The following is a 13,564-nucleotide window of genomic DNA, read 5'->3' on the forward strand; positions in this document are numbered from 1 at the left end:
CCCGGCCCTTGGCATATCTCAACACCCGGAGCTGCGGGCGTTGTGTAGTGGTAAGACCTTAGCCTTCCAAGCTAATGACGCGGGTTCGATTCCCGCCGCCCGCTCCAACCCCCTCCCATGCGCTGCCCTGTCCACTTGACCTGACCGCTCGGGTGCGGGCATGTGCGCACTGCATATGTTGCCGGAGACCGCATGGCCGACCATACGACCACACCAGTGCCCCCCAAGACAGGCACGCCAGAGCGCGAAAAGTCCAAACAGCTTAGCGCTTTACGTGCGCTTTGGCCTTTTGTTCAGCCCTATTGGAAGCTAATGTTGGCCGCCATTGCGGCGCTGGTGTCCACGGCGATTGTATCATTGGCCCTGCCTTTGGCCGTGCGTCGCGTGGTGGACAATTTCAACACTGAACAGTCCGAGATTCTCGACCTTTACTTCCTCGCAGCCATCGGAATCGCCGGCCTTTTGGCCGTGGGCACAGCCGTGCGCTATATGCTGGTGACGCGCCTGGGAGAGCGCGTGGTGGCAGACATCCGCAAAGCGGTGTTCAACCGCGTCATCGGCATGTCGCCCAGTTTCTACGAAAATATCATGACGGGTGAGGTGTTGAGCCGGATCACCACCGACACTACCTTGATATTGAGCGTAATCGGATCGTCGGTTTCAATTGCCCTGCGCAATCTTCTGATCTTTATCGGTGGGCTTGTCTTGATGTTACTGACCTCGGCCAAGTTGACCGGGCTTGTGTTGTTGATCGTGCCTGCCGTCATCGTTCCGATCCTTGTGTTAGGGCGCCGTTTGCGGGTGCTGAGCCGTGAGAACCAGGACTGGATCGCCGCGTCCTCGGGTCGGGCGTCCGAGCAGTTGAGCGCGGTACAGACCGTGCAGGCATTCACCCACGAAGCGGCAAGCCGGGACATGTTTTCAGATGTGACCGAGCAAAGCTTTGGATCTGCCCGCAGGCGGATTGCGACGCGCGCCTTGATGACGGCAATTGTCATTTTCCTGGTCTTTGTCGGGATCGTTGGCGTGCTCTGGATCGGGGCCAATGATGTGCGCTCTGACACGATGACCATGGGCGCGCTGATCCAGTTCGTCATCTATGCGGTCATGGTTGCGGGTGGCGTTGCCGCCTTGTCCGAGATCATAGGCGAGTTGCAGCGTGCCGCCGGTGCGACCGAGCGCTTGGTGGAACTGCTGCAGACCACAGATGCAGTGCAGGATGTCGAGCAACCCTTGCAACTGTCTCAGCCCGTGTCTGGGCACATCACCTTCGATGACGTACGCTTTGCCTACCCGGCACGTCCGGCGATCAACGCGCTGGATGGCGTGTCATTGGATATTCGACCCGGCGAAACCGTTGCTTTTGTTGGTCCTTCAGGTGCCGGGAAAACCACCATCATCCAGATGCTCCTGCGCTTCTATGATCCGCAGGAAGGACGCATTTTGCTGGACGGAACTGATGTGGCGCAGATGGAGCGGGAAGCGTTCCGTCAACACATCGCCCTTGTGCCGCAAGACCCGATCATCTTTGCAGCATCTGCCGCTGAAAACATCGCCTTCGGACGTCCCGGCGCAATGCAAGCCGAGATTGTCGCGGCAGCACAGGCCGCTGCGGCGCACGATTTCATCTCGGCCTTGCCGCAGGGATATGACAGCCCGTTGGGCGAGCGTGGTGTCATGCTTTCAGGCGGTCAGAAGCAGCGCATTGCCATTGCGCGGGCCATTTTGCGGGATGCCCCGGTCTTGCTGCTGGACGAGGCGACAAGCGCATTGGACGCCGAAAGCGAACGCGCGGTTCAAGAGGCGGTGGATACGCTGGCGCAGGGACGGACCACACTGATCGTGGCGCACCGTCTCGCAACGGTCAAAAAAGCAGACCGCATCGTCGTTCTGGATCAAGGTCGTGTTGTGGCGCAGGGTCCTCATCATCAATTGGTGTCCGAAGATGGTCTCTATGCCCGGTTGGCACGTCTGCAATTCACAGACGGCGTCGCCGCAGAATAGCGCGGGCGCTTTGTGACCCTAGGTTACTGTATCTGACGCGGCGTCCCGGCAGGTCCCAGCTCCTTGCAATGCTTGAACATTGCGGCAATCCACCGCATCTTGTTGCGGAGGAATTATTGCGCCGTAACAAAAAATACATGGCGCTACAGGGAGGATGACCATGCCATTTGCCGGGATCGCGGACCGCGACGCCATTCAGAACGAGATGCCCTGGGAAGAGCGTGATGTCGCCAAAACCCTGTTCGGTATGTTGAGCAGAACGGCCGAGAAATACCCCAGTCACAACGCCATCAGCTACCAGATCTTTTCGGACCCCAAGTCCAAAGCCGAGACGCTGACGTGGACACAGCTTCAGGGCCGCACGGCGCAATGCGCCAACATGTTCCGCAAGCATGGCATCGGCCCGACCGACGTTGTTGCCTACATCCTGCCCAACGCAACCGAGACGGTTATCACGCTTCTGGGTGGTGCGACTGCGGGCATTGTGAACCCGATCAACCCGCTTCTGGACGCCGAACAGATCGGTGCCATCCTTCGCGAAACAGACGCCAAGGCCGTGGTTACCTTGCGCGCGTTTCCAAAGACAGACGTGGCAGAGAAGACTACCGAAGCGGTGAAGCTAGCGCCCAACGTCAAGACCGTGTTCGAGGTGGATCTGCTGGGCCATGTGTCCGGCCTCAAATCCTTCATCATCCCACTGATCCGTCCCAAGATGGAAAAGGCGTCAGGCGTTACATACCTGAATTTCAACGCAGAATGCGCCAAGCATCCGACAACGCTGCAGTTCGAGGATGTGCAGGAAGATCGCGTCGCGTGCTACTTCCACACCGGCGGCACAACCGGCATGCCGAAGGTCGCGCAGCATAAGTACTCCGGCATGGTCTACAACGGATGGGTTGGTGCGACCGTTCTGCTGTCAGCTGAGGATAACATACTGGCACCATTGCCACTTTTCCACGTTATGGCCGCACACGTGTTGCTGTTGGGCGCTGTTGCGTCCGGTGCGCATTGCATCTTCCCCACACCGCAAGGCTACCGGGGTGAAGGCGTCTTTGACAATATCTGGAAGCTGACCGAACGGTGGAAAATCACCTTTATCGCGTCGGTGCCCACGGCCATTGCGGCCATGATGCAGCGTCCGATTGATGCGGATATTGGCACCGTGAAATCGACATTCTCGGGTTCGGCCCCGCTGCCTCAAGAGCTGTTCAAACGCTATGAGAGCGCTGCAGGCGTGGAGATCGTTGAGGGCTACGGCATGACCGAGGCAACCTGCCTTGTGTCCGGCAACCCCATCGACGGCGAAAAGAAAATCGGCTCTGTTGGCATCCCGTTCCCCTATACGGACGTCAAGATCTACAAAGGCACGCCGGATGGTCCGATCGAGGCCGGTGTGGACGAGATCGGCGAGATTTGTGTGAGCAATCCGGGCGTCTGGGCGGGCAACACCTATACCGAGGCCGACAAGAACAAAGACTTGTATTACAACGAGAAATACCTGCGGACGGGCGATCTGGGCCGCTTTGACGAAGACGGGTATTTGTGGATCACGGGCCGCGCCAAGGACCTGATCATTCGTGGTGGTCACAACATCGATCCGGCCGAGATCGAAGAGGCGCTGCTGGGTCATGAGGCCGTCGCCTTTGCCGGTGCGATTGGTCAGCCTGACCAGCATTCGGGTGAGCTGCCGTGCGCTTATGTAGAGCTGGTCGACGGTGCGACGGTGACACCGGATGAGCTGATGGCGTTCTGCAAGGAACATGTGCACGAGCGGGCAGCACAGCCCAAACACATGACCATCATGGACGAGCTGCCAAAGACCGCTGTCGGAAAAATCTTCAAACCCGATCTGCGCAAAGAAGCGATCACACGTGTCTACAACGCGGCGCTGACCGAGGCGGGGCTGAAGGCGCAGGTTGTGGCCGTGACGGATGACAAGAAGCGTGGTTTGGTCGCGCAGGTCGCTGCCAATGGCGAGGGCGAGACGGCGATCCAGACCGTTTTGGGTGACTTTGTCCGTCCGTGGGACATGGCGTCCGAGGCGATGGCAGCCCAGTAAATCCTAACGCACCGTGCGGTGCGGTTTGACAACGTGAAAGGCGCGGAACTGCGAAGTTTGCCGCGCCTTTTGCGATCTTTGGACCCCTGTATTTGCATTGATTTTGGGATGTTCGAGGCATTCCGCGCATTTTTGCCGGGAAACTGCGCATTTTGCCCCCGAACGCCTGTTAATCTGCGCTTTACCAACGCCGTACAGTTAACCTTTGGTGACCCGCGTTAACGATGCGTTCATGGGTCGCTCAGACCTGACGGAGACGTGACCGCATGTCTGTTTGTTCTGTCCTATCGTTCTGCCAAGAGATGTCGGAAAAGGGGACAAGATGCCGAAGTCGAAAAAACGTGTGAAGGCGGCACCATCGAAGTCGGAGAAAAGTGGGTTGTCACGCCGGTCGGTGATGGGCGGTGGCGCGGCTGCCTCGGCCGTGGTTCTGGGTTTTGGGTTTTGGGGGGTGAGTTCGTTCCGGAGCTATGCGGCTGAGCATGATCTGACCCGCGTGGGCAAAGGCGACCTGGCGATCGTGCAGGTCCATGACCCGCAATGTCCCACTTGCACGGCTTTGCAAAAACAAACACGCAAGGCGCTGCGTGATTTTGACGATTGCGGATTGGTGTATCTGGTTGCCGATATCAAGACGCCCGAGGGCGCTGCCTTTGCCCGGCGGTTCAATTCACCGCATGTGACGCTGTTGCTGTTTGACGGGCAGGGTGAATTGCAGCGCAGGGTGCAGGGGATGCAGCAAGCCTCGGCTTTGGTCGAGGTGTTTGCAGATTACAAGGCGACGGCCTGAGCTGAGGACCTAGGCACGGAATCAAGCCGAAGGCGCCGTGCCAGTGGCGGCCCGTCCCGGCGGGCTGCCGCTACGTTTCCGTCGGCGCGCTGTGGACCTGTCATAGGCAAATGACCACGATAAAGTGCGCTGAAAGAGCGATAGAGCGGCACCCCACGGGCCACCACTTGCACGGCTTGGATTCAACTCAGGAAAGTTTTGCCCTTCATCGTGTCGGGGATGTTGGCACCGAGGCGATTCAGGATCGTGGGGGCCAGTTGCAACTGGTCGATCGCGGTGCCTGTGTCGGGGCCCTTAGCCTCTCCGAAATAGTAGAGCGCTGTTTCCTGCTGCAATGCGCCACGCCCGCCATGGTGCCCGCGGTCATCCTGCCCGTGATCGGCGGTCACGATCACCTCGTATCCCATGTCGCGCCAGCGCGGGATGAAGGGGGCCAGCATCTCGTCCATGACAAAACAGGCCTGATCCATTTCCTGACAATCGTGGAAGAACCGGTGCCCCATACTGTCGAGCGTACATGTGTGCAGCATGCCGTAGGTCAGGTCGAACCGGGTGCAGAGGTTGGTGAGTGTGCCGAAGAGGTCCACGTCGGACGGTGTCATCTGGTTGTTGGCGCCGTAGCCTGTCATTGTGTGAAAGCGACCGTGGTTGATCGTGTCGCTGGCTGGTTCGTCATATTCGATATCACGGATGACATCGAAGGGCGCGCGGTTGAAAAATTCCGACCAGAAGGAATGGGCGACGGCCCCCGTGGTGCCGCCTGCCTTGCGGACCTGCCCGAACACGTCCGGGTGGGTCAGGCGGGACACGTTGCCGTTGCCGGTGCAGCCATGTTCGGCTGGCGTGACCCCGGTGTGGATCGACGCATAGCAGGAGGCGGAGATTGACGGGATGACGCTGCGGTGTGTCCACGTCTGCGCGTCGCCGCTGTCCACCCAGCCTTCGAGATTGCCGAAGAGGCGGCGGAAGTTTCTGAGCGGTACGCCGTCAAGAATGATGAGCAGGAGTTTCTTGGTCATGGCCGGTCCCTTCGTGTCGGGGCACTGTAGGCATGGGGATATGTCTGCACCAAGACGTTGTTGCGCAGGTCAGGTTGCAGAATTGAAAGATGGGCCGGATCGGACGCGCTTTGCCAATGGCAAAGACGCCCCGCCCACCATCCCTTTTGGGGTGTCCTTCAGTTGCCTGCACTTTCCATCTTGCGGTTGGCGATCACGTCTTCGAGCCAGCCCAGTTTCATTTCCGGCACAGAGCTGAGCAGCAGATCGGTGTAATCGTCGAACGGGGGCGTGAGCACCTCGGACTTGGTGCCGTAGCGCTGGACCTTGCCCTGATACATCACGGCGATGCTGTCCGAGATGGCGCGCACCGTGGCCAGATCGTGGGTGATGAAGAGGTAGGCGACATCCTCGATCCTTTGCAGGTCGAGCAGCAGTTTGAGAATGCCGTCGGCCACCAACGGGTCGAGTGCCGATGTCACCTCGTCACAGATGATCAGCTTGGGTTTCGCCGCGAGGGCGCGGGCGATGCAGACCCGTTGTTTCTGTCCGCCGGAAAGTTCTGCCGGGTAGCGATCCTGGAAGCCCTTGCCCAGTTCGATCTCGTCCAGCAGTTCCTGTATGCGTTTCTGTTTCTCGGCGCCCTTGAGGCCGAAATAGAATTCGAGCGGACGCCCGATGATCGTGCCAACAGTCTGGCGCGGGTTCATGGCGGTATCCGCCATCTGGTAGATCATCTGCAACTCGCGCAGGTCTTCGATGCTGCGCGAGGGGAGGTCGGGGCTGAGCGTGCGGCCGGCAAAGGTGATCTTGCCTGCCGTGGGGGGCAGGAGGCCGGTGATCACGCGGGCGAGGGTGGATTTGCCGGAGCCGGATTCGCCCACCACCGCCAGCGTTTGTCCCGGGCTGATGTCGACGCTGACATCGTGCAGGACGTCGAAATTGGTGCCTTTGTAGCGGGCGGTGATGTTTTCCACCCGCAGGACCGGTTCGGTGGGTTGCTTTTCCTCGTGTTCGATAGAGCGGACGGAGACGAGCGCCTTTGTGTACTCTTCCTGGGGTGTATTGATGATCTGGTCTGTTGTTCCGTATTCGACCTTTTCACCGTGTCGCAGCACCATGATGTGGTCGCTGACTTGCGCTACGACCGCGAGGTCATGTGTGATGTAGAGGGCGGCCACTCCGGTGTCGCGGATCGCGTCCTTGATCGCCTTCAGCACGTCGATCTGGGTGGTGACGTCGAGGGCCGTTGTGGGTTCGTCGAACACGACGAGGTCGGGTTCGGGGCAGAGCGCGAGCGCCGTCATGCAGCGTTGCAGTTGCCCGCCCGAGACCTGGTGCGGGTAGCGGTTGCCGATGGTGTCGGGGTCGGGCAGGCCCAGCTTGGTGAAGAGTTCAACGGCGCGGGCCTGTGCCTTGGCTTTTGTGAACTTGCCCTGACCCACGGCCGCCTCGATCACCTGTTCCATGATCTGCTTGGCCGGGTTGAACGAGGCGGCGGCCGACTGGCTGACATATGTCACCTCGGCCCCGCGCAGCTTGCGGATGTCCTTGAGCGGTGCTTGCAGCACGTCGCGCCCGTTCACTTCGACGGAGCCTGCGGTGAGTTTTACGCCGCCGCGGCCATAGGCCATGGAGGCGAGGCCGATGGTGGATTTGCCTGCGCCTGACTCTCCGATCAGGCCGAGCACCTTGCCCGGTTCGACATCGAAGTCGACGCCGTGCACGATTTCGATGTCGTGGGGTTTTTCGCCGGGCGGATAGACGGTGGCGCCGATCTTGAGGCCGCGGACTTTGAGCAGTGGTGTTGTCATGTTGGCATATCTCCGGGGCTCTGCCCCGGACCCCGAGGTATTTTGGGCCAGAAGAAAGGAAGGGTTTGGGTCATCCGCGGCCCCCTTTGAGTGAGGTGGTGCGGTTCAGGATCCAGTCGGCAATGAGGTTCACGCTGATGGCAAGCGTGGCGATGGCCACCGCCGGGTAGAGCGCGGCGCCGATGCCGAAATTGATCCCTTCCTTGTTTTCTTTCACGATGCCGCCCCAGTCCGCGAGCGGAGGCTGCACGCCGATGCCCAGGAAGGACAGGGTGGAGATGAAGAGCACCATGAAGATGAAGCGCAGGCCCATTTCGGCCACCAGCGGCGACAGGGCGTTGGGTAAGATCTCGCGGAAGATGATCCAGCCGAGTTTTTCGCCCCTGAGCCGGGCAGCTTCCACGTAGTCCATGACGCTGATGTCTACGGCCACCGCGCGGGCGAGGCGGTAGACTCGTGTGGAGTCCAGAAGGCCCATGATGACGATCAGGGTGAGCACCGTGGCCTCGATACTCGACAGGATGACCAGCGCGAGGATCAGGGACGGGATCGACATGAAGAGGTCGACGAGGCGGGACATGACCTGATCGACCCATCCGCCCGAAACAGCAGCGAGGAAGCCCAGGACCGAGCCGGTCGTGAAGCTGAGGATCGTGGCGGCGGTGGCGATGAAGATCGTCGTTTGGCCGCCGAATATCATGCGCGTGAGCAGGTCGCGTCCGATCTGGTCGGTACCAAGCCAGTGGGCGGCGGAGGAGGGCTCCCACACGTCACCCACGGTTTCGGCCATGCCGTAGGGGACGATGAGCGGCGCGAAGAGGGCTGCGAGGAAGTAGGTGCCGGTGATCAGAAGGCCGATGGCGGCGGAGAGGGGGATGTTTTTTAGCATGTTATGTTCCCAGAATAGCGACCGGGTGCCTCCCCGCGCCTTTGCATTGCAAAGACGCTTGGTCGCACGAAATGAGTTTTCTCGGTGAAAAACTCATTTTGGGTGCCTCAAACGCGGGTTGGCGAGAATACTCACCACGTCAGCGACAATGTTCAGGATGATGTAGACGGCGGCGAATATGACGCCGCAGGCCAGCACGACCGGTACGTCCCGTTTGACCACCGCGTCCACAAGGTATTGGCCCATGCCGGGATAGGCAAAGACCACTTCGACCACGACGACACCCACCACGAGGTAGGCGAGATTGATCATCACCACGTTGACGATGGGGGCGATGGCGTTGGGGAAAGCGTGGCGGTAGATGACCTTGAACGTGGTCAGGCCCTTCAGTTCAGCCGTTTCGATATAGGCAGATTGCATCACGTTCAGGATGGCTGCGCGTGTCATGCGCATCATGTGCGCCAGAACCACCATCGTGAGCACCGCGACGGGCAGAGAGATGGCGTGCAACTGATCCAGCAGCGGCATGCCCGGTGATACCGAGGCGAATGAGGGCGCCCAGAAGAGTTTCACCGCGAAGAAGAACACGAGGATGTAGGCGATCATGAATTCGGGCAGCGAGATCGAGGCGAGCGTGATGCCCGAGATCAGCTTGTCCGGCCAGCGGTTCTGGAAGCGTACGGCGATCAGGCCCAGCAGGATGGCCAGCGGGACTGAGATGATGGCTGCCCAGAAGGCAAGGAAGAGGGTGGAGGACATGCGGCGCGCGATCTGTTCACCGATGGGCAGTTTGTTGGTCAGCGCCACACCCATATCCCCGGTGACGATGCCGCCCAGCCATTCGACGTAACGGGTGACGGCGGGGCGGTTCAGCCCCATTTCCTCGCGCAGGTTGGCGAGGCTTTCGGGCGTGGCGGATTGGCCCAGAATGGCCTGTGCCGCGTCGCCGGGCAGGATCTCGGTCAGGCCGAAGATCAGGGCAGAGGCCGCGAACAGCAACAACACACCAAGGGCGAGGCGCTCTGCGACAAGTTTTAGAATGGGGTGCATATGGTCGGGTCCTGATGGGACCGATGCCGCCCGGCTAAGGGCGTGCGTAGGGCCGTGAATTGAAAAACCGCGCCCGGTTGTGTGCGGGCGCGGTGTGATGTGGGCTTAGGCTTTCCAGGTGTACTTGCCGGTTTTCCAGTACATCTGCGGGCCGTTCGGGTTCGGTTCCCATCCCTGGACTGATGCGGAGACCGCATCCACAAAGTCGTTGAACATGGGCACCATCACGCCGCCCTCTTCGTTCATCATGCGACCCATCTTGGAATAGATCTCTTTCCGCTTGCCTTCGTCGATCTCGGCGCGGGCTTCCAGGAGCATGGCGTCGAATTCAGGGCGCTTCCAGCGTGTGTCGTTCCAGTCTGCCGTGGACAGGTAGGCCGTGGTGTACATCTGGTCCTGCACGGGGCGACCACCCCAGTAGGAGCAGCAGAATGGTTGCACGTTCCAGACCTCGGACCAGTAGCCGTCATTGGGCTCGCGCTTGATTTCCAGCGGGATGCCTGCCGCCTGGCAGGACTGCTGGAAGAGGGCTGCGGCATCGACCGCGCCGGGAAAGGCGCCATCGGCGGTGCGCAGGATGATGGGCGACCCATCGTGGCCGGACTTCTTGTAGTGCTCTGCCGCTTTTTCCAGATCAAAGCTGCGCTGCGGGATCGTTTCGTCAAAGAAGGGATAAGCCGCATTGATCGGCATGTCGTTTCCGACGGATCCATAGCCTTGCAGGATCTTTTCGACCATTTCCTCGCGGTTGAGCGCGTGTTTCAGGGCCAGCCGCAGTTCGTTTTCGTCGAACGGCGCGGTGTCCACGTGCATGATGAAGACGTAGTGGCCGCGTCCTTGGGTCGACAGTACGTTGACGGTCGGGGCACGGTCCAGCAGCTTGGCGATCTTGGGTTCCACGCGGTTGATGGCGTCGACCTGACCCGATTGCAGGGCTGCCGTGCGCGCGGTGGCATCGTTCAGCACGATGATTTCAACTGCATCGTAGTGGGCCACTTGCGTCTGGTCGCCGCCCCAGTAGTCCGCTTTGCGGGCGAAGGTCATGCGCACGCCGGGCTCATCCGTTTCCAGCGTGTAGGGGCCTGTGCCGATGGCTGCTGCCGGGTCGTCAAAGCCGCCGCCGGGTTGGATGATCAGGTGATAGTCCGCCATGAGGTAGGGCAGGTCGGCGTTGCCGACGCCCAGCGTCACTTCGAACACGTCGCCGTCGGTGCGCATGCTTTCGATGCCCTGCACGATGCCAAGTGCGCCCGATTTCGATTCCTCGTTCGAGTGTCGTTCCATTGTCTTGAGCACGTCGTCGGCGGTGACCGCCGCGCCGTTCGAGAAGGCGACGCCGCTGCGGATCTTGAACCGCCAGACTGTGGCGTCGTCCGAACCTTCCCAGCTTTCGGCGACCAGCCCCTTGAGGCTGCCGTCGGCGACCAGTTCGACCAGGGGTTCACCCCACAGGAAACCGCCAGCAAGCGGGACATCGGAGGCCCACGTGGCCGGGTCCTGGCTGTTGGTGGATTCACCACCCTGAATACCCATCTTGAATGTGCCGCCCGCGACCGGTGCGGCCTTGGCTTCGGTGGCGAGCATCGAGGATGCAACGGCCGCCGTAACGCCAAGGGCTGCGGCGCGCGCCATGAATTCACGTCGCGTCATCTTGCCTGCCGCCACCTTGGCTGACAGGTGTTCCAGTTCATTTGACATCGATTTCTCCCGGTTGGTCCCCTGCGCCTTGGCGGCGCGTTTCTTGTTTACGCCGTTAGCGTACCTATTTGATGACACCCCGCAAGGGGTAATCCGGGAATGTTTTCAGCATTGTGAGTGTCGGCGGCATGCGGCGCCTATAGGTTCCGCCGCGGAACCTTGTCGGTTATCTCGCGTTGGTAAACACGTATATCGTTCTCGAACGCGTCCAGTTTTGCGTTGAGGTGGAAGTGGGTGGCGTCGGACCACATTGCACACCGCGCCTCGGTGCGCAGGCGAATATCATCGCGTTCGATTTCGTCCGTCCAGTGGCAATTACCCCTTGCAGACAAGGGATCATCGGGATGGATGTCCCACCGTTCGCGGGCGATAGAGCCGTGGATCAGGCCGTGGTCCAGATCGCGAACCTTGCCGAAGTCGTCTTCGATGATCAGGGAGGTGACGCCTGTGACCATGTCGGTTTCCTGACGGCGGGTGTGAGCTTCGAGGCGAAGTTCTTCGGTTTGCCAAGGTGCTGCAGCGTCCGGTGGTTCGAAGTGGCAGGTGTCAGCGTCAGTCAATGCGTCAATCGACAGTGAACCCGCGTGCAGCGTGACGGTGGCCGCTTCGGGCGCAGGCCAAATCAGGGGCCAATAGGCCGTGGACACAGAAACGCGCATGCGGTGGCCTGCCGGTACAGAATACGCAATGTGATCCAGATGAAGGTAAACCGCTTCCCGCTGTCCGGGCGCCAATGCTCTGCCCAGGTGGTCCGCGAGGTTGAGAAGGCCATAAGTGATGCGCGTAGAGGCGCCGTCGGGATGTATGTGGTTCAGCCGCACGGCGATATGTGCGACGGGCTTGTCAGCACTCAGGTTCAGGCGAATGACCGGGGCACCTGTAATTACGAGTTCTGCACCCAGCGGCGCGCTGTCAAAGCTTGCGCTCAGCGCGTCGTCGCGCCTCTGATCTCCGGGCAATTCCGGGCCCAGCCAGATGGCGCAGTATTCCCCAGCGTCAGCGCCGGTGTCTTGGGGCGATGCGATCTCGCGCTGGATTGTGCCTTGCTCCGGGCCGAGGCCGGTGTCGGTCATGTACCAATGCTGTGTTTCAGTTTGCGGATCTGCAAGCCATCGTCCACGCCGGTTGGTATACCAAGTGGCCGGTCGAATGCCGTCCATGAGGTAAGTGCGCAGGTCCGGGTCATCTTCGACCCCGGTGTCCGCGTCTTTCAGCCAGCGATCCCACCACCGCAGCGCCTCTTGCAGAAAGCCGATGCGCGGTTCGGGGACGGCGAAATGTGGGTACTTGTGCACCCATGGACCGATGATGCCCTTCGCGCCGGGCAGGTTCTGCACGATCTGCGGCACGGCGTTCTTGTAAGCGTCGCCCCAACCGCCAACGGCCAGCACCTTGGCCTTGATCGTGTCGTAGCTCTCGCAGACCGAACCGTGTTTCCAATAGTCGTCCCGTGTCTGGTGACGTAGCCATGTGCTGGGCAGGAAGGGTTCGTTTTCGAGCCGCTCCAGCCACATCTCGCGCCAGTCGGGCCGCAGGGCCGGGTCGGGGGCGCGGGACGAATAGCTCCACATCGTGGCGCCCCAGCCGAGGTTTTCGTTGAGCAGACAGCCGCCCTTGTAATGGATGTCATCTGCAAAACGGTCGACAGTAGAACACAGCGTGATGATGGCCTTCAGCGGCTCCGGCGCCATCGCTGCGACCTGAAGGCTGTTGAAGCCGCCCCAACTGATCCCCATCATGCCAACATTGCCATTGCACCACGGCTGGGCCGCCGCCCACCTGATCACCTCGACCGCGTCGTCAAGCTCCTGTTGCGTATATTCATCTTCCATCACCCCGTGGCTGTCGCCATTGCCTCGCATATCGACGCGCAGACAGGCATAGCCGCGCTGGGCGAAGTAGGGATGTGTGAGCGCGTCGCGGGCGCAGGTCCCGTCGCGTTTGCGGTAGGGCAGGTATTCGAGGATCACCGGGACCGGATCGTCACCTGCGTCAACCGGGCGCCACATCCGGGCGGACAGGCGGGTCCCATCGGCGAGGGTGATGCCCAGATCAGGCTGCTCTTCGATCTCGCGGAGTGCGTTTTTCATGGACGCACGGTGAGCCGCGCCATGCGAGACTGTCAAGCGGCAGAGGGGGCCAGCCCCCTCGCGCTCACGCGCGCACCCCCGAGGTATTTTGGGCCAGAAGAAAGAGATTGTTAACCTGAACAGGTCATGTAGCGCATACGGTACAGGCGGAGGCGCCGATGGCCGTGCCAGG

The 13,564-nt window shown here is 60.7% G+C and carries 9 protein-coding genes and 1 tRNA gene; 4 read left to right on the forward strand and 6 right to left on the reverse strand.

Annotated elements, in window-relative coordinates:
• Positions 1 to 33 precede the first annotated feature (33 nt).
• The 4 genes from AC53L6_RS14300 (at position 34) to AC53L6_RS14315 (ending at position 4,853) form a co-directional block, all read left to right on the forward strand.
• Positions 34 to 107: transfer RNA gene (locus AC53L6_RS14300), tRNA-Gly, on the forward strand.
• Between the two features lie 85 nt (positions 108 to 192).
• Positions 193 to 2,004, forward strand: coding sequence for an ABC transporter transmembrane domain-containing protein (locus AC53L6_RS14305; protein WP_496908321.1), 1,812 nt, complete (start codon positions 193 to 195; stop codon positions 2,002 to 2,004).
• Between the two features lie 160 nt (positions 2,005 to 2,164).
• A complete protein-coding gene (locus tag AC53L6_RS14310; RefSeq protein WP_496908322.1) occupies positions 2,165 to 4,063 on the forward strand; it encodes an acyl-CoA synthetase in 1,899 nt (632 codons plus the stop codon).
• A 322-nt stretch (positions 4,064 to 4,385) separates the two neighbouring features.
• Positions 4,386 to 4,853 (forward strand): hypothetical protein, encoded by a 468-nt coding sequence (locus AC53L6_RS14315; protein ID WP_496908323.1) that lies wholly within the window; start codon positions 4,386 to 4,388, stop codon positions 4,851 to 4,853.
• 182 nt (positions 4,854 to 5,035) lie between these two features.
• Here the strand turns inward: AC53L6_RS14315 and AC53L6_RS14320 are convergent, their stop codons facing one another.
• From AC53L6_RS14320 to AC53L6_RS14345, 6 genes are all read right to left on the reverse strand, one after another.
• Entirely contained in the window at positions 5,036 to 5,872 is an 837-nt protein-coding gene (locus AC53L6_RS14320; protein ID WP_496908324.1) for an alkaline phosphatase family protein, read from the reverse strand.
• Between the two features lie 158 nt (positions 5,873 to 6,030).
• A complete protein-coding gene (locus AC53L6_RS14325; protein ID WP_299202278.1) occupies positions 6,031 to 7,665 on the reverse strand; it encodes an ABC transporter ATP-binding protein in 1,635 nt (544 codons plus the stop codon).
• A gap of 70 nt (positions 7,666 to 7,735) precedes the next feature.
• Positions 7,736 to 8,554 carry an ABC transporter permease gene (locus AC53L6_RS14330; RefSeq protein ID WP_496908325.1) on the reverse strand — a complete coding sequence of 273 codons (819 nt, stop codon included), beginning with the start codon at positions 8,552 to 8,554 and terminating at the stop codon, positions 7,736 to 7,738.
• Between the two features lie 93 nt (positions 8,555 to 8,647).
• A complete protein-coding gene (locus AC53L6_RS14335) occupies positions 8,648 to 9,604 on the reverse strand; it encodes an ABC transporter permease (RefSeq protein WP_299598925.1) in 957 nt (318 codons plus the stop codon).
• Positions 9,605 to 9,709: 105 nt separating this feature from the next.
• Positions 9,710 to 11,302, reverse strand: a complete 1,593-nt coding sequence (locus AC53L6_RS14340; protein WP_496908326.1) for an ABC transporter substrate-binding protein — start codon at positions 11,300 to 11,302, stop codon at positions 9,710 to 9,712.
• Between the two features lie 137 nt (positions 11,303 to 11,439).
• Entirely contained in the window at positions 11,440 to 13,392 is a 1,953-nt protein-coding gene (locus AC53L6_RS14345) for a CocE/NonD family hydrolase (protein WP_496908327.1), read from the reverse strand.
• Between the last annotated feature and the right edge of the window lie 172 nt (positions 13,393 to 13,564).

It is taken from the genome of Tateyamaria sp. LSS28 (assembly GCF_059611725.1).